This window comes from Campylobacter vicugnae, from assembly GCF_002139875.1.
GTDB classification, from domain to species: Bacteria; Campylobacterota; Campylobacteria; order Campylobacterales; family Campylobacteraceae; genus Campylobacter; species Campylobacter vicugnae.
On record NZ_CP018793.1, the window covers coordinates 1404346 to 1428828 of the forward strand.

Sequence of the window (24483 nt, forward strand, 5' to 3'; positions counted from 1 at the left end):
TTTACTCCTGTTTTGTTATTAAGATTATAAACTCTAGCCCATTAGCTGGTATTTTATTAAGCACCACACCACTCTTATCACTATTTAGGCTATAATCCTTAGCGAACACTGCTTCATATAAGCCATCAAAAATTATTCTAACTTCTTTAAAGCTATTAACGCTTAAGCCATTAAAGCTAAACTCACTTTTAACCCCATCACCAACGCAAGGTATATACTCAGTATTTAAAATACCTTTAGCGATATATGTTTCATTTAATACCCCTACATTAAAGCCTACTTCGCCACTAGCTTCAAACTCTAGCTTCTCGCCATTATTAGCAAATAGTTTTGCTTGATACCCGCTTTTAGCTTGTAGCTCTCCTTGGTATATAATAGATTTTGTGTTGCCAAGCTCATTAAGGATTTTTACCTTAATTTGGCTTGGCGTATCTAGTGGATTAAACACTGATATATTAATAACTGCTTGGCTATTAATATTAACCCTGTTATTGCCACTAAAACTAATTGATTGTAACTTCATATCATCACTCCTAAATAGTTATAAAACTGACTATTTCTAATCATCTTATCAGCTTCATTTAGCATTAAATCTAATTTATCTAATCTATCTTTAGCTAAATCATTGCTACTTCTATACTCATCTTTTAGCTCTTGTAGTCTAGGCAACTCTAGCTCATATTTAATCCTATAAGCCATCGTAGTACCAGCTTTTATAGCTAGAGCTAATCTATTAGCTGATAATTTAGCATTAGCGTGGATTATCTCCCCTTTTAATAGATAAGTAGCCTGAACTATCTCATCACTCTCAAACTTTTCTAAAATTTCATAAGATTTAGCATTATAAGAGCTTAAAGTAGCCCCAGTCATATCAGCTATCAAAACGCACTTAGCTAAATCATCCTTGGCATTGCTAACTCTATTTAAGATATCTAGCTTTATAGAGCTTATATCATCTATAGCTTCATTAGCCTTATTAGCTAAATTAGCCATCTTTCTATCTACTTCTTTATTGATTAGCTCATTTTTAGCTAGATTTTCATCTAAGCTTTTAAATAGCTCTTGATTTATAGCTACGCTATTTTGAATTTCACTATTTTTACTATCTATATACTCTTTTATACTCTTAGATTTTTGAGTAAATTCACTATTTTTAGCATTAAAATCGCTATATGAGCTATCAAAATTAGATTTGATTAAATCTATCTGTCTTTTTATCGCTTCAATAGTGTTTTTATCTTGCGTTATAACGCTTTGTATATTATTGGCACTAACAAAATCCGCTTCAAAACCATTTAATTTGCTATCTATTTGGCTCTTAATCTCATCAATTAAGCTTTTAGTTTGATTAATAGCATTTTTCATCGCTGTTATATTGGCCCCAGCTGTTTGTATATTTTGATATGAGCTATCTATACTACTTGCTATTTGAGTAAATTTACTTAAATCAAGTTTAGCTATCTCATCTGGAAATGCTTCAAGTGAGTTTAATATCACTTGAAGTATTTCTAAAGTATTGCTCCCTAGTTTTAAGTCGTGTATGCTTGTCATCTTAAGCCTTTAGAGATATTTAATATTTCAGCGCCTATTTCTATATCACTAGCGTCATCTCTAATACCTTTTTGCGTAAATACTCCGCTACTTGAGCTTGTTGTAATTGGGTCTGGGGCTTGCTTTGGTTTGGCTTCATTAATCATAAGCTTTGCTAAAATCTCCCAACCTTTAAAATCACCCAAAAACTGCTCGTATCCATTATTTTTAGCAAAACTCAAAAGCATATCGCCATCGATAGTCGGATAATTTTGCTTAAAATTCTGATACCCCATATTAAAATCCGCCCTAGCTCTTAGCTCGTCTTGCTCTGCTCTCATAGCATTTAATTGCTCCTTAATTTGCCCTACATTACCATCGTTATTATGGTTATCAAAACTCATATTTTGCGGTTGATTTAGTGCGTTTTCTAAGGCCTTGCTTAACTCATCGATTTTACTTTGTAAAGCGTTTATCTGCTCGTTTTGAGCGTTTATAATCTCGCTTTGCTCTGCGTTTGTAGCTTTTACTTGATTTAACTGCTCATCACTAGCATTTTGTAGCGTTTGTTCTGCTATTTGCTCGTTTGCTTCATCATTTGGCGTTATTGGCTCGTTAATTTGCTCTAGTATCGCACCAAGTGCTTCGTTTTCTGTCATCTATTCTCCTTTAAATTATTGATTAAATCATTTTGAAAATCTCTTATAACTCTTAGTCTATCCATACTACTTAGTCTTACGCTATCGCTCTCGTATTGATTTAAAGCTTTAAAAAAGCACCCCATCGCTTCATTTAAAAAGAAATGGTGTAACTTCTCAAACTCTTTATAGCCTTTTGATAGCTCTTTTAGCTCATTGTTGGCTCTCATAAAGTCTATCACTCTCTTTCTCCTTTCTATATTTGTCAAAATCTTTAATCCCAAAAAGTGGCATTAATTTCGCTATTAACTCTTCGTGTGCGTTTTTGATTAGCTCTGCTCCTGGAATATCTTGTATAGCTAAACACATTTGAAAATGATTGCCTAAAAGGCTTGAACTCTCAATCAAATTTTTCTTTTGGACTTCTTTATTCAAAGCTCCTATCCCACACTCTAAATTTAATTTAAAGCTCATCACTTCACTTCTATCAACTCCTACAAAAAACATAGGGTCGCCATATTTGTAAATCAACTTAGCAAATTGATAAAAGAGTGGCTCTATAAATGTCTCATTATATGTGCGTATATATCCATTTAATCTCACACTACCTTCATTTGCCATAATTGAGCTCATAGTAGCGGTTTCAGCTCGGACGCTTGTAGCTCCGTTTTGTTGCGGGCTTATACCGCTTGTCTCGCTCATATCATTATCAATAGCTTGTATATTCAAATTTGCAAAATGAATATCAGGCTTTGGCAATACGCTTACTGCTCCTAAGTTTTTAACATATATTGGGCTAGTAGGATTTAGTAGCTCGTCTCTATCTATTTGTGCGTTTTTATCAATTAACATTTTTGGATATAAATGCTGTTTAGTTGCTTCTATACTAGCGTTTTTAAGATTATTAAACTCATCTTGAAGTGGTAAAATACTAGCTAGTGGTGGCTCTCCATAAACGCCTATAAAATCACTCTCACCAAGCTTCTTAACTTGTGCTAGTGTATATCCGCAAATTATAGGCAACCCATCTTTTAGCTCTATTTCTTGCCTCAAGATAGCCCTATCATCAAATATAGTGCTTAATACCCATTTGCCTTTTTTAAGCTCGTAAATATCATAAAGCTTATATCTCTTATACTCATCATCACTATCAAACTCCAAATTAACATTTTTATATACTTTATCTTTGATATATCCTTTTATATCATCTTTGGTTAGGCTAAATTCGTGTATAATGTATCTCAAATCATCATAATTTTTAGCTTTTGGGTCAAAAAATACCTTATCTATATCAAGCATTTCAATATTTGGCTTATCATTATCCCAATAGACTTTAGCTATTGAAGTGCCCAAAAACGCAACTTTTAAAAACTCAGGCTGTAAAATCGCATATAAATTTATACTTTTAGTGTAATAATCAAAGGCATATTGCCACATTTCTAAGATTTTATCATCAGAATTAATGTTATTTTCTAATAAAGCAATCTTATCACTCTCAAAATATGTCTGACTTAAGGCGTCCATAATTCTTTTAGCTTTCGCATTAAGCTTAGGGAAATACAAAGCACTCTTATCGTGGTCATATAAAAACTTTCTTTTTTCATCGCTGTAACTTAGCAAATAAGCATTATTTAATGATTTAAAGCTACTACTATAATTGCTATATCCATTTTTTGCTTTAGTGATGAGTTTATTAAATCTATCTAGCATTTTTTAACCTTTTTAAAGTAGATTGCGATATTTTTGTAAGCTCTATAACTCTCTTTTCACTAGCACCATTTTTTAAAAGTTCACTAGCTAATACTACTTTATGTTTTTTTGTAGGTAGTGGCGTTAATCCGCCCATTAAATCACACAAATAACAAGCTAAATTAAGTCTAAAAGCTTCATCATTCAATCTTGATAAATCCCTTATAAGCTCTAAATCCAAGCAATCTTTTAAAATATCAAAATTAGTAATGTTGCTACCAGCCATACCCACTCCAATTCGATTTTTTAGGCAAAAAATCAACTTCATCATAAAATAGCATAGCTAGTGCGTCTAATTCATCAGGACTAGAGCCATAAAGTTTTTTGATATTATCTTTTGAGATTATTTGAAATTTATCTTTATCATTGTAAAAATACTCAATGGTATTAACTTGCCTTTTTAGGGCTTCTTTAAACTCATCAGCTACATTGATATTTAGATTTTTAAGGGCTTTGCTAAATCTAAAATACATTTCAGCTCGTTTATTCTTGTATTCATCACTCAAAGGCTTAGCACTCATAATAGCTTCGCTTACAGGCAAATTAGCACTACTTAAAAAGTCATAAACCCCAGCTCCAACCCCAGTGGTATCTACAAAAATCACGCTGGGCTTAATCTCTGCGTTATAATATGCTATCTTGATTTCATTAGCTAGTTCAAGCGTACTTAGCTTTATAAAGCTTCTCATTTTATAGATATTATGTGCGTTTTTACACGCTAAAACGCTCTTATCATCACCAAATCTTGCTACATCCAAAGCCCAAACTTCAGCACTAGTTTTCTCATACTCATTATGCTTTTCAAACGCATTTATAAGCTCATCATAGCTTATAAGCAAGTTGCTTGAGCCATCTACAAACTCCCCATAAATCTCTTGTCTAACTACTTCGCTATTTTCACCGCCAAGCTCGTTTATAAGTCGTTTTATCTCATCTTTATTAATTAAAGGATTATCAAAACTAGAAAATTGAAAATGCTCCCAACCAAATGCGTTTTTCAAAGAGTTATTTACTAAATCAAAGAATTTATTTTTGCCTTTTGGCACTCCGCCAATTATGGCTTTAGAATTTGGATTATCAAGTAACATAGGCGATATAGAGTTATCCCAAAGTTTTGGATTTTTAAGTATAATCCCAGCTTCATTTAAAATGATTAAATCATATCCCAAGCCCTCGATATTCTCAGGCCTATCAGCTCCTACCATATGAAGTAAATTGCCATTTGATAATGAGAGTTTCTTATCTTGCTTACTCCATTTGTAAAAACTGCTATCAATTTGCTTTAAAAGTGGCATAAAATATATATCAAAATAGTTTTGTATATTTCTTGTGATAGTATCCACCCAAAGAACTTTTTTGACTTTAAAGCTCTCATCAAGTAAGCATTCTATAACATAATTCGCACAACCCCTAGTAAAGCCCAGTCTTCGACCTTTAGCAATTGTCTTAAATCTAGCACTGCTTTGAAAAAATACCCTTTTTTGAGCTTTCGTATAAGTGATATTTAAAGTATTCAAATATCGCTCCTATTAATTTGTATAGCATTTGTAGCATTTGCGTTGATTTCAGTTTTTGCGTGTCGTTGATTAACTCCTAGAGTTAATGACGCCTTATCTATAGCTTCTTGAGCTATCTTATAGTCAATCATATCAAGGCTAGTGGGCTCTAAGTTTTGTATTCCATCACCAACATTAATTTTACTCATTTTTGTGTTTTTCTCTAGTGTTTCGTTTATTCTTTTTAAATTTAGATGAGTTGCTTTTTGAATGAGTTGCTTTGAATATACTTCATCATAAGCTGTCTCTATGATAGCGTTCATTTGTTCAATTGGTAGTTCATTTTTAGCGATTAATAAATTAGCTTGAGCCGTTACCAAATCGGCGTTTGTTGCGTTCAAATCTCGTGTTAAATTATTTACTGAGCCAAGAGATACTTTATACTTCTTAGCTAATTCTCTTTGAGAGTATCTCCCAGTAAGATAATCCGCTACAAGCTCTTTTTTTATTCTCTCACCTAACGCCATTTTAACCCTTAAAAATATAAAATCTCATTTTATTTTCTTTTTTTGGCTCAATTTTAGGTAAATTTGAACCATTTTTATAAATTCTCTTTGACAAAATCTATAGCTTCATCAGCCCCATAGCAAACCTTAGCCGAGCCTTCATCAAGTAAATTTAAAAACTCTAGCCACTTATTTTGCTCTTTGCTAACTCTGCTTAACCTTTTATCGCTTCGCTTCATCTCGATAAATAGCGTCCTATTTGGTAAGAAAATCATCAAGTCAGGAAATCCAGCATAAGTGCCTAAAGCCTTTAACTTTTTCTTATAAACTACACTACACATTCGCTCATTAGCTATATGAATATGCCTAATTTTCTTAACTCTTAGCCAAGAGACAAATTTTATCTGCTCTTGCTCTTCAAGTGGGATTAACTTTTTAGCTTTTAGGCTTGCTAGAGTTTGATTATAATTTATCATTTGCCACCCTTATTTTTTAAACCCTTTTAGCTCATTTCTAAGCCTAAATAATCTAGCCCACGCCTTTTCTACCGCTTCTTTATCCATTACATAAACCCTACAATCAATCTTTTCTAACTCGCTTAATTCACCATTTTTAGGTGCGTTATCTCTTTGATTTATTCTATACGCTATTAAATCCACCCTATAAACGCCGATTAAGTCTTGCTCTTTTAGCAAATTCTCTAAAAAATCGCTCTCATCTTCAGTGTTTAGCGGTTTTTGCGTATTCTCATTGATAAATTGTAATTCATCATTCAACCTAATGCTCGTGTAGATAAAAGGAGCTATCCCACTGCCTACGATTTTGCCCTTAAAATAAGTGTTTAAAAAGTTTCTTAAACTCTGTATATTATTAAACGGCTTTGTAGCTCTTATCGTTTTTAGATACTGTTCTTTTTGATACTCACTCACAGCATTTAGTAGCATTTGGATGCTATTATCGTATTTGGTTTTCATCGATAAGGCAAACAAGGCAAACTCATTTAATTTATCATCGCTGATATCTTTTAGCACGCTCTGGCTAACGAATTTAACTTGCGTTTTATCCGCTTTGCCACTAAATAAAACACTTGAGATAAACTCTTCTCTCATCTCATTTTTCACGGCTCTACTCCTTAATAAATTTTCTTTTAAGCTCTTGCTCGATTTGGTTATCTAGCTTTTGATTTACCTCTTTAACTTCACTAGGCACCCCATGACTAAGCCAGTTTTTAGACAAGATATCATCGCTTGTCTGCTTAGCAAAAAACTCATTTCGCTCTTCATCGCTTATTTCGCTTTTAGGGTTTTGATTGTTTTGCGTGTTTAATTCACTTTGGCTTCTATGCTTCCACATTCGCATAGTAGCTCTCCAGTCCTTCATAGAGTTTTTGCCTACTCGCCACCCATTTGCTTCGTAGTAGTCAAAAAATTGATTAACGCTAAAATTAGCTTCAATCTCTTTAGCGTAAATTTCTAGCTCTTCTAGGCTTGGTTTTTTGAAATTGCTCGGACTTTCTTTTTTTAAATTTTTTTCTTTTATATTATTTGGGTTTGTATTATTTGGGTTTGTATTATTTGTGTTTGTATTATTTAATAATAAACTCTTTGAGTTTATTATTATATTAGCACTATCATTTTTAACAGCATTAGCACTATCATTTTCGCAAGGTCTAGCACTATTATTTTTGATAGGACTAGCATTGTCAAAAAGCTCAGATATTTTGATTTCGTTTATCATAAAAAAGCGTTTAGCAGGTATGCCTATCATACCTTTATCAATAATCAAATCATCATCAATCAAACTTTTTATAGTAGCTCTTATCTCACGCTCACTTAAGCCCCCACCAAGAGCGTCGATGATATCATTTATCGTATAAAAAAACATTTCATTATCGTAGTAATCCGCTTTATCGATAAACATACTTAAAATAACCGCTTTATTGAGGCCTAAAATTTTCATTAAATGCTTATTTATTACAAAATATCCATTTGATTTTAAAGTTTTTGTGATAATACTCATTTTTTATCCTTTATTTGATACTTCATCACTTGCATAAACCTCGCTTAAAAGCTCGTTTATAAGCCCTATATTGACTTTGTAATATGTCGTTCTATTTAGCGTAGTTCTAGTGCTTAAAAAGCCTTTATTTTTAAAAACTTTGATTATTCTATCAATGATTTTAATGCTAAATCCTAGCTCTTCAACTAAGCTATTACCTTGCCTATAAGCCGGATGGTCGCACGGCTCTCTAAACTTCAAAAACTCATTACCATCATTCACTTCATACCAATACAGCAGTTGAGCCAAAAATATACTTTCTAACGCTCCCCCAGTTATTAAATTTAGCTCTTTGCGGTATGGTATAATGTTTTTATAATTTGCTATGATTTTAAACATTTATTTATCCTTTAGATTTTGGCCAAAATAGCATTGCCAAACTCATTATAAACGCACCTATACAAAAGCCCATTATAAAGCACTTAAGATAGCTCATTTTTTCTCCTTGTTTTCTTTCAGTCGTAAATCATCTAAATATGCTTTTGGGTTTAACCAAACATATAAAGGCACATTTGGCGCTATTTCTGATAATTCTTTTATTCTTTTAGTGCTTATGTTTTCACGACCACACAGCACAGAATTAACCATATCTTTTTTGTAAATCAAGCTTAAAATATTTTTTAAGTCTTTTCTTTTTGGTTCCATTTTTATTAAGTCTTCTCTTTTTGGTTTTATTTTTATATTGTAGTAAAACTACATTTAAAATAAGCTTAAATTATGTAGATTAACTACATTTACTAATTATTCTAAAAAAATGTATAATAACTACAATATTTTTTAAAAAGGATAGCCTATGGAATACACTTTCAATAAGACATTTTTTAACGCAGAAATGAAAAAACAAAAAATTAGCAGAGAAAAATTGGCGGAGCTTTTAATGGAAAAAGGCGATAATATCACAATAGATGGAATTAATTGGTGGTTTAGAAATGAAAAAAATAAGCCAGAGATTGAAAGAATAAAGCTATTATCAGAAATATTGAATGTCCCTTTTAATAAGTTAGCACTTATACCAGATGATATAAAAAATAATATTTTAGGCTCAAGCAACATTAAATTAGTCCCTATTGTAGGCTCCGCTAGTTGCGGAATTCCGCTACCAAATTCATATCAAGATATAGAGAATAAAGCATTTTGTAAAAGTGAAATTTGGCATAGCGATTTATACGCTATTATCGCAAATGGCGATAGTATGACACCTGAAATCGACGATGGTGATGAAGTTATCTGCGACCCTAAAGCTGATATTTTAAGTGGTGATATAGTCCATTACCAAATAAACGATGAGAGTGCTATAAAAGTTTATTTTAAAGATGAAAATATAGGCGTAATAGAGTTTGTCCCATTTAACCAAAATGGCGATTTTAAAACGCTTAAATTTCGTCTTGATGATGATAGCGTATATATTAAAATGTCTAAAGTTATAGCAATAAACAAATCTAAAATGAATAATCGTCAAGCGAGATTAAAAGCTATAAATAGATGGTAAAAAATAAACCAACTGTCGCTTTTTTGATTTTCTAAATTTCCAAGGTGGCGTTGGATTTTTAAGTATCCAAAGCCCCAAATTTTTCTTTTTGGCCGCCATTTCTGCTTTAGAATATATTTTATTTTTAGAATAAGTTTTATAATGCCACGCTAAACCACTTTTTACTTGCTGTAAATTTACATTTTTTCCATCGCAAAATACTTCAGCTAACAACCTTTTATATCTATCTTTGCTCTGAACTTTTACAATAGAATTTTTACCAAAGCACAAATTAGCTAAATTTTGCTTAGATTTTTCCCCAAAATCTTGATTTTTTTCTGGAGCGTCAATGTGGGCTAATCGTATTTTTACCTGTTTTTTATCGTTAGTTAGTATTGTCAGCGTATCGCCGTCAGCTAATGATATTACTTTGCCTGTTATATCATTAGCAAAACTTAGATTTGATAATAAAAAGATTAATATCAGTATTTTAATCATTGTTTAATTCTTGTTTTTTGAATACATAAAAAGGATTAAATCTTCCAAAAATTATATACTCTACCGCCCATAATATAAAAAATAGCGGTATCCCTATAATTAAGCCTAAAATTGTAATATCTAAAACAAAAGATATTACAAAAAATACTCTTATTGTTCTACTTTTTATAGGGCTATGATTTAACTCTGATATATATGGGTTTTTATTTTTAAAATAAACAAATAAAAATTTTATTATAAAATAAATAAAAATAAATAATGCTTCTATTATTAAAAAAAATAAAGCCAAATTTGCCTTTAATTCATTTAAAAAACTAGGTTCAATCTCTTTAAAAACTCCATCTTTTTCTATAGCATATCTTGCTTTGCCATCTTTATCGATAGCTTTATGCGGTGTGTAGCCTTTAGCTGTTGCTAAATCAATGAATTTATTATCAAAATCTATGCTATCTTTTTGTTTTTGCTCGTCGCTCTTTGTAAGGGCATTTAGCATAAATGTGCCGTTTTGATTGGCTCTATAATTTGCCATTTGTTGGTTTAAAATATCGGTATCATTTTCAATGTCAATTGATTTTATAGAGCTATTTGTAAAAAATGAATGCTGTAGGTCTGTTGTTGCGAATAATAATATTGTTAAAAATACAAAAAATATTTTTATCATTTTTTACCTTTTATTTTTTTAAAAAAATTATATCAATTTTCTTTTTAATCCCCCCTTTGAAAAATAATTTATATTTTTGTAGTTAATTTACATAATTTAAGCTTATTTTAAATGTAGTTATACTACAATTTCACTATCAAAAGCAAAAACGCCTTTGATAGGCTGGATTGACGAGATTGTATTAAGTCATTGACCGACAGAGCCTTAAATCTGGTTTTAATCGGATGAGCTGATGAACCGAAACTATATCAATAGCAACAGCTTTACCAAACTTCGGACTTTTTCTATTGTTACTTTACTAATTTAAATATAAATTTGGATTGGGGAACCCCACGAAGTGGGGCTTTAGGGGTTTTGAAAGGGCGTAGCCCTTCATCGCAAAGTGGGGCTTTGCTCCACTGCGAAGTCAAAAAATAAATATTTAGTTTAGTAAAGTAACAAAGGAGCCAAAATGGACGAATACACATACTACACATCATCATATGATGAAGCCAAAAAGCAAGAGCTTGAAAAATTAGATATTTTAATTTCATTAATGACCAAATACAACTCACTAATAAATTTAATAAAAAAACAAGGAGACAAAATGCTAAAAATTTTAAAGATTTTTAAAAAACCCAAAGAGCCAAAACAAGATAAAAGATATCTTGTAGGTTGTAGTGGCTCATTATATAATCCTTCGATATATAGCGTTTGCGATGGATTTATCTATCACAAAGCCTTAAAACAAATAGTTGAAGCCAAAAGAGAAACTAATTTTATGCTAATTAATTCAAATTAAAAGAGTTAAGATGAAATTAGACACGTTACAAATCCATCCAGCCACAGTATAGGTAATTCTGTGGCCACGATACATTTAGCCACAACAAAAGCCAAATTTGCTATAATACAAGCTAAATTTACAAAGGAATTTTATGGATACGGAAAATATTGTTAAGAAAGTATGTAAAGAACTTCAAATCACGCAAAGGGAGTTAGCGGAGATTATCGGAAGTTGTTTAGAAATAAAATTTTGTATAATTTAAGAGTTCAAGCCTTTTTTAAAGCCACTTTTTATAAAATAATACCAAAAATTTAACTAAGGTAAAAAAATGAGAGTGTCAAACACTGCTGTTAGAAAAGCTGGGCTAAGCTTAAAAAACAATAGCACTACAAAAGAGGATTTGGATGCTATCTCAACTTTTAGAAGCAATCATATTCAGCTTATGAAAATGCTAGTAAAAACAATATCTAAAAAACTCCCAAAACCGCTTTTTATAGCTAGAAGGCTTAAGAGGTTAAGCTCGATACAATCTAAACTTCAACGCTTTGAAGGTATGTGCTTAGACAGAATGCAAGATATAGGCGGTGTTAGAGCCGTTTTTAAGAACAATAACGAAGTTGAGCAGTTTGTAAAAAGTATAAAAGATGTTTATCTTGGCAAAAGAAGTGTGCTTGAAATAGTAAAAGAAAACGACTACATAACTCGTCCTAAGGCGGACGGATACAGAAGCTATCACATAGTTTTTAAATATAACGGCAAAATAGATGAAGTAAATGGCTATCATATCGAATTGCAACTCAGGGACTTACTTCAGCACTACTGGGCTACAGCAGTTGAAATTTTAGCCCTGCGAAGTAGCACAAACATTAAAGCAGGCTACGGCGATGAACATTTTAAACGCTTTTTTTGGCTATGTGCTGAGCTATTTGCTGGGGCAAAAGAACACAAATACGAGATAAGGGAACTAGACAAAAAGCACAATATACTTTTTTTATTAAAAGGCTTAAATGTTGTAGCCGATAAGTTAGAAAAAGCGGGTAATGAAGAGAGTCTTTATCTTATGGTATTAGATGCGAAAGACGGCATATTAAAGCTAACAGCCTTTAGCAAAGGCGAGCAACTCTTAGCTCAGGCAATGTATCAAAGCATGGAGACAAACGACAGCATGCAAAGCGTTTTAGTTAGCATTGATAGTATCAAAAAGCTGAAAAAAGCTTACCCTAACTACTTTCTTGATGCTAAAAATTTTATAAAAGAAGTAACGGAGAGATTAAAATGAGTGATGAAAACATAGTTAAACAAACTTGCAAAGAGTTAAATTTAACCTATAAACAATTAGGCGAGGCGATAGGGTATAGTGAGAGTGCTATTAAAAATGCAGGAGTAGGTGAAGCTAGTGAGCCGATGAAAAAGGCAATAGAATTATACAAAGAGACGCTAGAACTAAAAGAAAAACTTGCCGACTGGGAAACAATTAAGACTATAATAAAAAAGAATATCTAAAATTTTAACCAGTCCAAAAATGGAAAGGAGAACTGATGGCAGATGAGAAAGAGACAGATAATATAGTTAAAAAGGTGTGCCGTGAGCTAGGTATCACGCAAAGGGAGTTAGCGGAGATTATCAAAGTTAATGATGGAACAGTAAGGCAGTGGAGCAGTAAAGGCGATGTTATGCCAAACGTGGAAGTAACGTTAAATTTGTTACTTGAAAACCATAAATTAAAATCACAGCTAGATAAAATTAAACGTTTTGCTGAGCTTTTAGCAGAAATCCAAAGGTAGGAACAAATTGTTCCACCCCTAAAAGTGAAGCAAAATAACATATTTTTATTTTTTTGTGAATTAAATATATAAAATACTTGACAAATGTTATTTAAAATGTTATAATACGCCCATAAATGTGATTTAAACTCACATAAGTTCTTTTAAATAGGGTTGTCAAGTTTAAAGTGTTACGCTAGAATACAAAAATGAATGAATTAATCAAAAACATAGGCTTAGGCTTATTTGTCAATGGAAGTTTCGCCCTACTAAATGGCGTTTTTACTATACAATCTTTTTTAATCACAATATTAAGTGTTGGGATTATGTGGATTTGTATAAAATTAGAAAAAAAGGAGTAGCAATGGCAGGTCAAAATCTTATTTTAGCCATCACTATCATACTATTTGCGTTTGTTAGCTACAAAGCATACAAACAAAGCAAAAAACCACAAGGAAAATCACAACACTAAAAACTTACGCCCTATTTGAAAGGTTAAAATTTCAAAAAAAGGGCGTAAAATGCAACTTACAAATAAAATATTATATATTTTAAAGGATTAAAATGACAGATGAAAATTTGATTAAAAAAACTTGTAAAGAACTTCAAATCACGCAAAGAGAGCTGGCGGAGCGGATTGGAATGAGTGCAGATAGCTTAAATGTTGCTGTTTCAAATAATAAAATTAGCAAAATGACTGAAACTGCCATAAATTTAGTTTTAGAAGTTGAAACGCTAAAAAAAGAGCTTTTAAAATATGAAGCTTTAAAAACAGCCCTAAAAGACGCTATTTTTTAATGGGGGAAAATTTCCCGCATTAAAATCTTAGTAAAATTAAGAATAATTTTTATATTTTATTAGTTTTATTTAGAAAAACTCTTGACAAATCTAAATTATTATAATATAATTCTAGCATAAATCTTAAAAATATTAAGGTTTTGTTCTTTTAGGTGGAATTGTTAAATTTAGATTAGTTTGCTAAAATGTAAAGAATGTTAAGACTGATTTTTAGCACAATACGAAATATTGGGTTAGGCATTTTTGTAAATGGTGCTTTTGCCTTGCAGTTTGCAGACGGCGAAGCGAAAGCTTATTGGGCGATAGCTGAGGGTATAGCAGTTATGCTTTTAGCTGGTTACGCTGAATTAAAAGCAAAAGGAGCAAACGATGAATGAGCTTTTAATTTTTGGAGCGGTTATGGTTGTCATCTCAGCCGTAGCAGCGATTTACGCACACAACAAATTTAAATCAAAGTTGCAACACTAATTTAAAATAAACAATTCCCCTAAATTGCAAAATCGCAACAAAGGGGAATTTATGCAAACTTTAACTTTACAAAGACTTTTTAAAGCATATAGCGTTTATAGAGTGCCTTTGTGCCCAAAATGGCTACACTCTAAATTTAGACAAGGATTTAAATAATGAGTGATGAAAACATTTAGCCACAACAAAAGCCAAAATTTAGCCCTAGGGAATAAACTAAGACTTTTAAACGATAAAATCAAAAATGATAAAAATATCAATAAGGAGCAGTAATGGCAGAAGAAAAAGAGACAGCACAAAGGATAATGCTAACAATGAGTGCGAAGTTAAAAGAAATAGTAGATAAAAAAGCTGATGAACTCGGTATAAATACCACGCAATACATCATAAATCTAATTATCAATGATATAAAGACTGAAAAAAAATAGTAATTTGATTTCTCTCATTTTTGAGAAAAATACATTTTCTTACAATTTAGTAAGCATATAGTTATCATTAAGTATATTTTAAGTAACTATATGTAATCATTCGCTTATCAATTAATTACAGAAAGGTAAGCGAATGCAACTATCTTTAACATTTCCAATAACAGAGTTACAAGGTGCTTTTCCAACTAATGCGGAAATTCTTTTTAAATTCCTAGCGGTTGATACAAAATTTGCCGACTGGATAACTAGAAGAATAAACAAATACAGCTTTACTGAAAATCAAGACTACATTATTCAAACCACTTACACAGGAAAGCGACCACGCAAAGAGTATTTTATCACTCTTGATATGGCTAAAGAGCTTTGTATGGTAGAAAATAATGAGCGTGGCAAAGAAGCAAGACGTTACTTTATAGAGTGCGAAAAAAGACTAACACGCCTTAAAGCAATAGAACAAACAAACCGCATAGCAAATTTAGAAGCTATCGCTATGAGTAAAGAGAGATACCACGCAAAGCAAATCAACGGCTACAAAGCTCAATTAACCAAACAGGGCAAGAAAATCGAGCTATTAAAAACTAAACTCACTATCGCCGAAAATGAAGCTAAAAGTCTAAGCAATGATGAAGAGCTTTTAAAAAAGCTTGAGTGGCTCTTTAAAAGAGCTTTGGCTGATGGCGTGATATATGCTATCAATAGCTCAAGAGATAAAATCATCAATGATGCTTTAAAAAGAGCTAGTGATGAGTTTATGAGTAATTTACATTTATTAAAAAATCAATAAAAGGACACACAATGGAAAAACTTCTTAATCAAAGAGAGTGGATTATGAATAGGCTTTTGACAATAGGTCAAATCACACGCAATGAGTGCCTAAGAAGATTTATATCACGCCTTAGCGGTCATATATATGCCATCAAAGAGCAAAATCCAACTTGGCAAATAGACTCTAAAATGGTTAAAACACCTAGCGGCAAAGATTATATCTATAAACTAACAAATAGAGATGAAATCTTAGCAAATTTAGATAAAAAACTACAAAAGATAGGAGCATAAAATGCTAGAATTACTTAAAATCCAAACGGAGCTAAAAGCCCCAAAAACTCAATTTAACAAATTTGGTGGCTATCAATATAGAAGTTGCGAAGACATAGTAGAAGCCTTAAAACCACTTCAAGAAAAGTATAAATGTGTAGTATTATTAAATGATGAATTAGTTATCATCGGCGATAGATATTATATCAAAGCCACCGCTACCATTGTCAATGAAAAAGGCGATAAACTAAGCGTTTCAGCCCTAGCTAGAGAGCCAGAGAATAAAAAAGGTATGGACGAGAGCCAAATCACAGGAAGCTCATCAAGTTACGCTAGAAAATACGCTTTAAATGGGCTTTTTGCTATTGATGATACTAAAGACGCAGACTCTACAAACACACACGATAAAGAGCCTAGCAAAAATCAAAAGCAAACCCCAACGCTAACACTAGAGCAAAAAAGAGATATAACAGAGCTTTTAGAAGCCACAAACACCGATTTAAACAAGTTTTTAGACTTCTTTAAAGTCTATTCTATAGATAATGTGCCTTATGACAAGGCTTTTTCAATGCTAACTAAAAAACTTAATCAAAACAAAGGAGAAGCAAAATGATAGTAGATTTAATCCAAGGCTCAAAAGAGTGGCTAGAATATCGCAGAACTAAATTTAACGCTAGTGAGACGCCTGATATTATGGGCGTAGGCTTTAATAAATCTTATCAATTAGCCAAAATCAAAAAAGGCGATATAACAGTCTATCAAAATGAAGCTATGAGACAAGGCCAAGCTTATGAGCCTATGATAAGAGATAAAATAAATGAAATCTTTAATCTAAATTTAAAGCCTATGGTAATGCTTAGCGATGATGACGATAGATTTTCAGCTAGTTTAGATGGCGTTGATGGTGATACATTTTGTGAGATTAAATTTTCAAAATCAGAATTAGAGTATTTAGAGAAGCATAAAAAACCAAGCGACAAATACTACTATCAAATCCAGCACCAATTCTATGTAAGTAATTTAAAGCGTTGTATCTACGCAGTGGGCTATATAGATGATAACTTCGAGCTATCAATATCTCATATAGAAGTCAGTAGAGATGATAAAACTATAGATAAAATCAAAAAAGCGTGGGATAAATTCGAAAAAGATTATCTAAATGCTGATAATTATGGTTGGGAGAGCCTATGCGATGAGCTTTTAAAATTAAATGATGAAAAAAAATTACTAGATGAGAAAATAGAAAAGCTCAAAAAAGAAGCTATAAAAAAAGCTGACGGCAAGGAGTTTTCCGCCTTTGGAGTTACAATTTACAAAACCACACGCAAAACGGCCGATTATAAATCATTTTTAGCTGATGAGAACTTAGAAATCCCAGAAAAATATTATAAATCAAGCGAGAGTTGGGGCGTTAGAGTTGCGAATTAGTAGTGATTTTAATCGTTTTATCCACGGCGTAGTGCTTAAAGAAGTCCAAAAAATCCCATTTTTAAAAGTAGGAGCGTTGAAAATAGCTATCAAACCAAGGTATCTAAGCCGTAACGCTCTTAAAAAGATTTTAAAAACAATTGATGATGAGTATCCAAAAGACAAAAATCAAGAGCCATTTAGCTACAAAAAGCTAAATGAGCTTGACTTTTTAAAGCATATAGCGTTTATAGAGTGCCTTTGTGCCGAAAATGGCTACACTCTAAATTTAGAAAAAGAATAAGGATTTAAATAATGAGCTATCCAAGCCTAAAACAGCTTAAAACGGATTTTATCAATGAAGAAAGAGCCGAAGTCAAAAAGTATCATCAAGGCTCTAAAAAGCTTAATTTAAGCGATGAAAAATATATCGTAACTATGAAAAAATATTGCGATTTATTAGATAACTATTTTAATTCTAGACAGACAAATAGCAAAAATTTAGAATTGAAATTACAATTAAGTAATCTTAGAGAATACTCTAATGAGCTTAACAATCTAGCTAATGAGCTACAAAAAGCAATAGAGCTAAACTCACTAATACAAATCAAAACCATAGCCAAAAAGCTAATCTCACATATAAAAGGAGAATAAAATGTTTAACAAAGTTATTTTAACTGGTAATTTAAGTAAAGATATAACTCTAAAAAGCAATAGCAATATCACAATAGCAAATACAACTATAGCAGTCAATAGAAAATTCAAAAACCAAAATGGCGATATGAGCGAAGAAGTTCTATTTATAGATATTACCTTTTTTGGCCGTCAAGCCGAAATAGCAAACCAATATCTAAATAAAGGTAGCAAAGTCTTAATAGAAGGAAGACTAAAGTATGATACTTGGAAAGACCAAAACGGCCAAAATCGCTCCAAACACTTAGTGATAGTAGAGAGTATGGAGATGCTAAGCGGACAAAACGCAGGGGCAAATCAAACCGACAATAGCCCAAATACAAATAATAATCAAAGCCATAATGAAAGCTACGATGAAATCCCATTTTAGCTAAATTTACAAAAACCTAGAAAGTATAAATCGCTATATATTTTCTAAGGTGATTTTACAAAGGGTTAAGGAAAAGGTTAAGGATACAAACCTTAACCAACCCACCAAATAACTATATAACCACCATTTAATAATATATATTCAAGTCTCCCCCTAGGCACCATCTTTTAACACTTTTCTTAATATTTAAAACACACTTTAAAACCATATTTAACTAGTTTTTAAGTTTTTTGCTATCGCCTTATTTCAATTATTTTAATTTAATGGCAACAAAGTAAAGCAATCTTATATTTATTGGCTTTATCGCAAATTTGCTATGAGCAATATAACTGTATATAAAATATAGATTACGCATTTAGCAAAATACTGCATAAAGCCAACTATTACCAAAACTGCTAAGATACAAAAAGGTATAAATGAGTTTTTAATAATTATAGCTACAATAAAACTTAAAACTTTTTAAAATTGTATTAAATATAAATTAAGCAAGTTTAAAGGTATAAAAAGAGATAATTTTTATCGCACTTAGCATTGCAAAGTAAAGCGTGAATTTAGATTCAATAAAATAAAAAAATATCTATCAAAGTTTATTAAAATTAATAAGAGCTATTGCAAAATAAAAAACTAAAAACTCTATTGAGTTAAGTTAAATTTATAGGAAATTTAAATGACACCAGAGCAAAAATCTAGACAAAATATCGATACCTTACTTATTAAAGCTGGGTTTATCGTGCAAAATAGAGATGAGTTTGATCGCACCGCAAATCTTGGCGTTGTAGTTCGTGAGTTTGCTATGAGCGATGGTAGTTTTGCTGATTATCTTATCTTTATAGATGGCAAAGCTTGCGGCGTTATAGAAGCTAAAAAAGCTGGTCTTAGTCTAAGCGGTGTAGAAAATCAATCACGTCATTATGCTAAAAATTTACCTACAAATGTCCGCACTCATATGGATAATGAGTTGCCATTTTTATTTGAAAGCAATGGTACTGAGATTTATTTTACTGATTTACGCGATATAAAAAGCCGTTCTAGACGAATTTTTGCATTCTATCGCCCTGATTTTTTAGCAAAAATTCTCAGAGAAGATACTTTAAGAAATAGAATTTCATCTATGCCGAGCCTACAAATGGCAAACCTTAGAAAGTGTCAATTTGATGCCATAAATTCACTAGAAAACTCCCTTAAAAATTATAAACCAAGAGCCTTAATCCAAATGGCAACCGGTTCTGGCAAAACCTTTACAGCATGTAATTTTATCTATCGCCTTATTAAATTTGGTGGTGCAAAAAGGGTGTTATTTTTAGTAGATAGAAACAATCTTGGCAAACAAACCAAAAATGAATTTGAAAATTTTCACCTAAATGATGAAAATCGCAAATTTAGTGAAGTTTATATAACTCAACATCTTAATACAAATATCATAGACAAAGATGCAAAAGTCGTTATCACCACTATTCAGCGTATGTATTCTATGCTTAGTGGCGATGAATACTATGATGAAAAAGATGAAGAAATTTCAGCCTATGAAAACTATAAAAGCGAAAATAAGAGCGAACGAATAGTAAGCTATAATCCAAATATCCCTATTGAGAGTTTTGATTTTATCGTAGTTGATGAATGCCATAGAAGTATTTATGGCGAGTGGAGACAGGTTTTAGAGTATTTTGACGCCTTTATCATCGGACTTACTGCCACTCCATCTAAGCAGACTTTAGGATATTTTGGTGCGAATTTAGTTAGTCAATACCCGCTAGAGCGCTCTATTATAGATGGTATAAATGTTGATTGTGAAATTTTTCGCATCAAAACTCAAATCAGCGAATACGGAAACACTATCCAAAAAGGCTTTTTGGTGCCTGTGATGGACAAAAAAACTAGATTAAAATACTATGAAAACCTAGATGAAAATTTAGAATATCAAAAAACAGACCTAGATCGCTCCGTAGTATCTATAAATCAAATTCAAACTATTTTAGAATGCTACAAAGAAGCTATTTTTACCGAGCTTTATCCAGAGCGTGAGCCTAGCTTTGTACCAAAAACTCTTATATTTGCTAAAGATGATAATCACGCTGAAAATATCACTCGCATAACTAGAGAAGTTTTTGGGCAAGGTAATGATTTTTGCAAAAAAATTACATATAATATCGGCAACGCAAAACCAGAAGAACTAATAAAAGCCTTTAAAACAGATCCGACTTTTCGCATAGCAGTTACTGTGGATATGATAGCTACAGGTACAGATATTAAGCCACTTGAAGTGGTGATTTTTATGCGCGATGTAAAGTCATCTTTATATTACGAACAGATGAAAGGTAGAGGCGTTCGCACCATAAACCCTAATGATTTACAAACTATCACACCAAATGCTAAAAGCAAAGATAAATTCTATCTCATAGATGCCGTAGGTGTAAGCGAAAGCAAAAAAACAATTTCAGCACCACTTGAACGCAAAAAAGGTATAAGTCTAGCTAAAATCTTAGAAAATGTTGCCAATGGCGATACTAGCGATAATACACTCTCTAGTCTTGCTGGACGCCTAGCACGAATAGAAGCCAATATCAGCGATGATGACAAAACTCAAATTTCAAAAATACTAGATTCAAAAACACTAGGGCAACTCGCTAGTGATATTTTAGATACCTTAGATGTAGATCTTACACAAAACTTAAACAATGATGAAATCATAGCCAAAAAAGATGAAGTTTTAAAACCATTTAATAAGCCTATATTTCGTAAAATGTTACTAGATCTATCACAAAAATCAAAACTCTATATAGATGATATTTCACCTGATACTGTGATAAATGCGGAATTTAATAAAAACAAAGCAAATGAAATAATCGCAAATTTTAATGATTTTATCAATGAAAATAAAGATGAGATCACAGCTCTAAGCATAATCTATAATAAAGATTATAAAAATAGAAAACTTACTTATGAGTTAATAAACGAACTAAACGACAAGCTAAAATCTAACAATCTAGATAGTTTTCAAATATGGAATTCTTACGCTTTAATCAAACCAGACAAAGTGAAAAATAACGCCAAAAGTACTGTGGAGCGTCTTACAAATATCATACAATTAGTCAAATTTGCTCTAGGTTTTGATGATGAGCTTAGGGAGTTTAGTAGCATAGCAAATTCTAGATTTGAACTATGGAAAGGCAGACAAAAGAACAAGGGCATAATATTTGATGAAAAACAAAACGAGTTTTTAGAACTTATAAAAGACTATATAATAAGCAATTCTTATCTCGATTTGACCGATATACAGAACTTTTTAGGCGATAAGGGTGGGATTTTTAAAGCTAAAACGCTTTTTGATAACTTTGAGAATTTACTAGTAGAATTAAATCAAACCTTAGTGGCGTAAAATAAAGGGTAATTATGTTAAAAAAATTTAATCATATAAATTGTGCAACCTATAAAAATTTTAATTGGAAATTAAAAGATTTTATAATTGATAAATTTAGAAGTAGTGCAAAATGATGAATAAAATACCAAAAGGCTGGGAAGTCAAAAAACTGGGGGAAATTTGTATATTAGACAAAGGTAAAATAGAAAATTGTGGTGAATTACCTTATTTGGAGGTAAAATTTTTAAGAAATTTAAAAAATGCAGATATAAAAGAAAAGGGCATAGTTGTAGAAAAAAATCAAGCTGTAATTTTAGTTGATGGTGAAAATTCAGGTGAAGTTTTTAAAGTTAAAACAAAAGGATACTTAGGTAGCACATTTCGCATATTAAAATTATCAGATAATGTGAATTTTGATTATTTTATTTTTTTTATGAATTTTGTAAGTTTAAAATTTAAAAATTCAAAAGTAGGTTCTGCTATCCCGCACCTAAACAAAAAACTATTCAACGAGTGCGAAATTCCTTTGCCAAATTTGACAGAGCAAAAGGCTATTGCGGATAAGTTAGATGATAGTTTTGCAAAAATTGAAAATGCTATAACCAATCTAATAAATGCAAAAGAAAATCTAAAACTTTATAAACAAAGTGTGCTTAAATCTGCGTTTAATGGCGATTTGCTACCTAGCACTTCACCCACCAACTGGGAAGTCAAAAAACTAGGGGAAATTTTCAATATTGTTCGTGGTGGTTCTCCACGCCCTATTAAAAGCTATTTAACAGATGATAAAAATGGAATAAATTGGATAAAAATCGGTGATATTGAAACTGGTTCAAAATATATTACACATACAAAACAAAAAATTTTAGCAAGTGGATTAAAAAAAAGTAGAGCCGTCAAAGCAGGAGATTTGCTTTTAACAAATTCAATGAGTTTTGGCAGACCATATATTTCTAAAATAAATGGGGCTGTTCATGATGGTTGGTTGATTTTTGAACCAAAAATTCAAATTTCAAAGGATTATGTTTTTTATTTTTTTAGTAGTAGCGATACATATTCAAAACTTTCAAATTTGGCTGTTGGCTCAACTGTAAAAAATTTACAAATCAATTTTTTAGAAAATTTTGAAATCCCACTCCCGCCATTATCAGAGCAAAATTTAATAGTGGCTGAGATAGATAGGAGATTTGCAATAGTGGATAAAACTCTAAATTTGATAGATAAAAGCATTCAAAATGCTAAAAACTTAAAACAAAGTATATTAAAAAAAGCATTTAGTGGAGAGTTAAGGAGTGAAATATGAGTGAAAGTGCATTGATAGGTAAGGTATGGAATTACGCTAGTATATTAAGAGATAGTGGAGTTAGCTATACAGATTATGTAAGCCAAATTACCTATTTGCTATTTTTAAAAATGGATGATGAGAGAGAGAAATTTTTGGGCATTGCGTCGCTTTTGCCTTCTCATTGCAAATGGCAAAATTTCTCAAATTTAGATGGAAGTGAGCTAGAAACTGCTTACACCAATGCCTTAAACACTCTATCAAAGCAAAGTGGCATAGTAGGCACTATATACCAAAAAGCTCAAAATAAAATCAACGAACCAGCCAAACTAAAACGGCTAGTAAGCTTGATAGATAATGAAACTTGGCTAGGCTTAGATGTAGATATCAAAGGGGCGATTTATGAAGGGTTATTACAAAAAAACGCCACCGAAACCAAAGGCGGAGCGGGACAATATTTTACCCCAAGAGCGATAATTAAAGCCATAGTAAGCGTGATGAAGCCACAAATTGGTATGAGCATAAATGACCCGGCGTGTGGAACTGGCGGATTTTTGCTAGAAGCGTATGAGTATATGAGGGCTAGTAGTAAAGATAAAACCAAGCTAGAAAATCTAAAAACAAAAGCACTAAGTGGCACCGATATTTCGCCACTAGTTACTAGTCTATGTGCGATGAATTTATATTTACATGATATAGGCGGTGATGAGAGTCCAGTAAAAACAAGCGATAGTCTTTTAAGTCTAGGCGATCAAAGATACGATATGGTGCTGACAAATCCACCCTTTGGCAAAAAATCATCTACAAAAATTATGGGTGATGATGGTAGCGTAAATACTCAAAGCGAAAGCTATGAAAGAGATGATTTCATAGTAAGCACTTCTAATAAACAGATAAATTTTTTGCAACATATAATGAGCGTGTTAAAAATTGGTGGCAAAGCAGCTGTTGTTCTGCCTGATAATGTGCTGTTTGAAGGTGGAGCTGGCGAGAAAGTGAGGCAACGACTTTTAAAGGATTTTAATCTACATACGATTTTGCGTCTGCCTACTGGGATTTTTTACGCACAGGGAGTAAAAGCAAATGTGCTATTTTTTGATAAATTAACTCCAAATAATGAGCCTAAAACTACTCAAGTATGGGTATATGATCTAAGGACAAATCAAAATTTTACTCTTGTAGAAAATCCACTAAATGATGAGAGTTTGACTGATTTTATCCAATGCTATGGCGATAATCTAGCTCAAAGAAAACAAAGTGAGAGATTTAAATGCTTTAACATAGATGAGATATTAAAGCGAGATAAAACAAACCTCGATATATCGTGGATAAAAGAACAAAGCGTAATAAATAGCGAAAATATAGCAAGTCCAGATGAGATATTAGAAGAGATAAAAGCAGATATCACTGCGGCGCTGGGCGAGCTTGAGCAGATTAAGGTTTAAAAATAATAAAGTAAAGAGCAAATTTTAACTTTTTAGCTCTTTACTTAGCATTATATTATCTGTTGTAAAATA

Annotated in this window: 33 protein-coding genes; 18 read left to right on the forward strand and 15 right to left on the reverse strand. The window is 31.7% G+C overall.

Translation table 11 applies throughout. The features are described from left to right. Position 1: 1 nt before the first annotated feature. From CVIC12175_RS07310 to CVIC12175_RS07370, 13 genes are all read right to left on the reverse strand, one after another. Entirely contained in the window at positions 2 to 523 is a 522-nt protein-coding gene (locus CVIC12175_RS07310; RefSeq protein ID WP_086315984.1) for a hypothetical protein, read from the reverse strand. After that, complete coding sequence (locus CVIC12175_RS07315; protein WP_086315985.1) at positions 520 to 1551, reverse strand: hypothetical protein; 1032 nt, start codon at positions 1549 to 1551, stop codon at positions 520 to 522. Before CVIC12175_RS07315 ends, CVIC12175_RS07310 begins: the two co-directional genes overlap by 4 nt. Continuing rightward, on the reverse strand, positions 1548 to 2189 hold the full coding sequence (locus CVIC12175_RS07320) for a hypothetical protein (protein WP_086257261.1): 642 nt from the start codon (positions 2187 to 2189) through the stop codon (positions 1548 to 1550). The genes CVIC12175_RS07315 and CVIC12175_RS07320 overlap by 4 nt, the downstream gene beginning before the upstream one ends. Then, complete coding sequence (locus tag CVIC12175_RS07325; protein WP_086257260.1) at positions 2186 to 2410, reverse strand: hypothetical protein; 225 nt, start codon at positions 2408 to 2410, stop codon at positions 2186 to 2188. Before CVIC12175_RS07325 ends, CVIC12175_RS07320 begins: the two co-directional genes overlap by 4 nt. Further along, a complete protein-coding gene (locus CVIC12175_RS07330) occupies positions 2382 to 3878 on the reverse strand; it encodes a portal protein (protein WP_086257259.1) in 1497 nt (498 codons plus the stop codon). Before CVIC12175_RS07330 ends, CVIC12175_RS07325 begins: the two co-directional genes overlap by 29 nt. Then, the gene (locus tag CVIC12175_RS07335; RefSeq protein ID WP_086257258.1) at positions 3868 to 4143 is read right to left on the reverse strand and encodes a hypothetical protein; all 276 of its coding nucleotides are present in this window, start codon (positions 4141 to 4143) and stop codon (positions 3868 to 3870) included. The genes CVIC12175_RS07330 and CVIC12175_RS07335 overlap by 11 nt, the downstream gene beginning before the upstream one ends. Continuing rightward, complete coding sequence (locus tag CVIC12175_RS07340; protein ID WP_086257257.1) at positions 4133 to 5434, reverse strand: hypothetical protein; 1302 nt, start codon at positions 5432 to 5434, stop codon at positions 4133 to 4135. Before CVIC12175_RS07340 ends, CVIC12175_RS07335 begins: the two co-directional genes overlap by 11 nt. Continuing rightward, positions 5431 to 5940: a hypothetical protein gene (locus CVIC12175_RS07345; protein WP_086257256.1), complete on the reverse strand. Its 510-nt coding sequence runs from the start codon at positions 5938 to 5940 to the stop codon at positions 5431 to 5433. The genes CVIC12175_RS07340 and CVIC12175_RS07345 overlap by 4 nt, the downstream gene beginning before the upstream one ends. Positions 5941 to 6014: 74 nt before the next feature. Further along, positions 6015 to 6395 (reverse strand): VRR-NUC domain-containing protein, encoded by a 381-nt coding sequence (locus tag CVIC12175_RS07350; RefSeq protein ID WP_086257255.1) that lies wholly within the window; start codon positions 6393 to 6395, stop codon positions 6015 to 6017. A 9-nt stretch (positions 6396 to 6404) separates the two neighbouring features. Further along, the gene (locus CVIC12175_RS07355; RefSeq protein WP_086315986.1) at positions 6405 to 7040 is read right to left on the reverse strand and encodes a hypothetical protein; all 636 of its coding nucleotides are present in this window, start codon (positions 7038 to 7040) and stop codon (positions 6405 to 6407) included. Positions 7041 to 7044: 4 nt separating this feature from the next. Next, positions 7045 to 7938, reverse strand: a complete 894-nt coding sequence (locus CVIC12175_RS07360; RefSeq protein WP_086315987.1) for a hypothetical protein — start codon at positions 7936 to 7938, stop codon at positions 7045 to 7047. Positions 7939 to 7941: 3 nt separating this feature from the next. Continuing rightward, positions 7942 to 8316 carry a hypothetical protein gene (locus CVIC12175_RS07365; protein ID WP_086315988.1) on the reverse strand — a complete coding sequence of 125 codons (375 nt, stop codon included), beginning with the start codon at positions 8314 to 8316 and terminating at the stop codon, positions 7942 to 7944. A gap of 93 nt (positions 8317 to 8409) precedes the next feature. Beyond that, positions 8410 to 8622, reverse strand: a complete 213-nt coding sequence (locus CVIC12175_RS07370) for a hypothetical protein (RefSeq protein ID WP_086315989.1) — start codon at positions 8620 to 8622, stop codon at positions 8410 to 8412. 148 nt (positions 8623 to 8770) lie between these two features. Between CVIC12175_RS07370 and CVIC12175_RS07375 the strand changes: the two genes are divergently transcribed. After that, on the forward strand, positions 8771 to 9466 hold the full coding sequence (locus CVIC12175_RS07375) for a LexA family protein (RefSeq protein WP_086315990.1): 696 nt from the start codon (positions 8771 to 8773) through the stop codon (positions 9464 to 9466). Here the strand turns inward: CVIC12175_RS07375 and CVIC12175_RS07380 are convergent. Continuing rightward, the gene (locus CVIC12175_RS07380) at positions 9443 to 9943 is read right to left on the reverse strand and encodes a thermonuclease family protein (protein ID WP_086315991.1); all 501 of its coding nucleotides are present in this window, start codon (positions 9941 to 9943) and stop codon (positions 9443 to 9445) included. The genes CVIC12175_RS07375 and CVIC12175_RS07380 overlap by 24 nt on opposite strands. Beyond that, positions 9936 to 10604 (reverse strand): hypothetical protein, encoded by a 669-nt coding sequence (locus CVIC12175_RS07385; RefSeq protein ID WP_086315992.1) that lies wholly within the window; start codon positions 10602 to 10604, stop codon positions 9936 to 9938. The genes CVIC12175_RS07380 and CVIC12175_RS07385 overlap by 8 nt, the downstream gene beginning before the upstream one ends. 451 nt (positions 10605 to 11055) lie before the next feature. Between CVIC12175_RS07385 and CVIC12175_RS07390 the strand changes: the two genes are divergently transcribed. From CVIC12175_RS07390 to CVIC12175_RS07465, 17 genes are all read left to right on the forward strand, one after another. After that, complete coding sequence (locus tag CVIC12175_RS07390; protein WP_086315993.1) at positions 11056 to 11385, forward strand: hypothetical protein; 330 nt, start codon at positions 11056 to 11058, stop codon at positions 11383 to 11385. Positions 11386 to 11695: 310 nt separating this feature from the next. Then, positions 11696 to 12646, forward strand: coding sequence for a RelA/SpoT domain-containing protein (locus tag CVIC12175_RS07395; RefSeq protein ID WP_086315994.1), 951 nt, complete (start codon positions 11696 to 11698; stop codon positions 12644 to 12646). Then, positions 12643 to 12870, forward strand: coding sequence for a transcriptional regulator (locus CVIC12175_RS07400; protein ID WP_335582302.1), 228 nt, complete (start codon positions 12643 to 12645; stop codon positions 12868 to 12870). The genes CVIC12175_RS07395 and CVIC12175_RS07400 overlap by 4 nt, the downstream gene beginning before the upstream one ends. 35 nt (positions 12871 to 12905) lie before the next feature. Beyond that, positions 12906 to 13151 (forward strand): helix-turn-helix domain-containing protein, encoded by a 246-nt coding sequence (locus CVIC12175_RS07405; protein WP_086257246.1) that lies wholly within the window; start codon positions 12906 to 12908, stop codon positions 13149 to 13151. A gap of 543 nt (positions 13152 to 13694) precedes the next feature. Then, the gene (locus CVIC12175_RS07410) at positions 13695 to 13928 is read left to right on the forward strand and encodes a transcriptional regulator (protein ID WP_086257245.1); all 234 of its coding nucleotides are present in this window, start codon (positions 13695 to 13697) and stop codon (positions 13926 to 13928) included. A gap of 194 nt (positions 13929 to 14122) precedes the next feature. Further along, positions 14123 to 14305 (forward strand): hypothetical protein, encoded by a 183-nt coding sequence (locus CVIC12175_RS07415; RefSeq protein ID WP_086257244.1) that lies wholly within the window; start codon positions 14123 to 14125, stop codon positions 14303 to 14305. Between the two features lie 360 nt (positions 14306 to 14665). Further along, a complete protein-coding gene (locus CVIC12175_RS08560; RefSeq protein WP_192940151.1) occupies positions 14666 to 14821 on the forward strand; it encodes a hypothetical protein in 156 nt (51 codons plus the stop codon). A gap of 133 nt (positions 14822 to 14954) precedes the next feature. Beyond that, on the forward strand, positions 14955 to 15605 hold the full coding sequence (locus tag CVIC12175_RS07420; protein ID WP_086315995.1) for an antA/AntB antirepressor family protein: 651 nt from the start codon (positions 14955 to 14957) through the stop codon (positions 15603 to 15605). 11 nt (positions 15606 to 15616) lie between these two features. Further along, positions 15617 to 15877 (forward strand): hypothetical protein, encoded by a 261-nt coding sequence (locus CVIC12175_RS07425; protein ID WP_086257242.1) that lies wholly within the window; start codon positions 15617 to 15619, stop codon positions 15875 to 15877. 1 nt (position 15878) lies between these two features. Then, positions 15879 to 16469: an ERF family protein gene (locus CVIC12175_RS07430; protein ID WP_086315996.1), complete on the forward strand. Its 591-nt coding sequence runs from the start codon at positions 15879 to 15881 to the stop codon at positions 16467 to 16469. Continuing rightward, positions 16466 to 17284 (forward strand): lambda-exonuclease family protein, encoded by an 819-nt coding sequence (locus CVIC12175_RS07435; RefSeq protein ID WP_086257240.1) that lies wholly within the window; start codon positions 16466 to 16468, stop codon positions 17282 to 17284. Before CVIC12175_RS07430 ends, CVIC12175_RS07435 begins: the two co-directional genes overlap by 4 nt. Next, positions 17274 to 17567, forward strand: a complete 294-nt coding sequence (locus CVIC12175_RS07440; protein WP_086257239.1) for a hypothetical protein — start codon at positions 17274 to 17276, stop codon at positions 17565 to 17567. The genes CVIC12175_RS07435 and CVIC12175_RS07440 overlap by 11 nt, the downstream gene beginning before the upstream one ends. Positions 17568 to 17578: 11 nt before the next feature. Then, on the forward strand, positions 17579 to 17917 hold the full coding sequence (locus tag CVIC12175_RS07445) for a hypothetical protein (protein ID WP_086257237.1): 339 nt from the start codon (positions 17579 to 17581) through the stop codon (positions 17915 to 17917). Position 17918: 1 nt separating this feature from the next. Beyond that, a complete protein-coding gene (gene ssb, locus CVIC12175_RS07450) occupies positions 17919 to 18326 on the forward strand; it encodes a single-stranded DNA-binding protein (RefSeq protein ID WP_086257236.1) in 408 nt (135 codons plus the stop codon). Positions 18327 to 18993: 667 nt separating this feature from the next. Continuing rightward, positions 18994 to 21702 (forward strand): type I restriction endonuclease subunit R, encoded by a 2709-nt coding sequence (locus tag CVIC12175_RS07455; RefSeq protein WP_086315997.1) that lies wholly within the window; start codon positions 18994 to 18996, stop codon positions 21700 to 21702. A gap of 112 nt (positions 21703 to 21814) precedes the next feature. After that, on the forward strand, positions 21815 to 22987 hold the full coding sequence (locus tag CVIC12175_RS07460; RefSeq protein ID WP_086315998.1) for a restriction endonuclease subunit S: 1173 nt from the start codon (positions 21815 to 21817) through the stop codon (positions 22985 to 22987). Beyond that, complete coding sequence (locus CVIC12175_RS07465; protein WP_086315999.1) at positions 22984 to 24411, forward strand: type I restriction-modification system subunit M; 1428 nt, start codon at positions 22984 to 22986, stop codon at positions 24409 to 24411. Before CVIC12175_RS07460 ends, CVIC12175_RS07465 begins: the two co-directional genes overlap by 4 nt. The last annotated feature ends 72 nt before the right edge of the window (positions 24412 to 24483 follow it).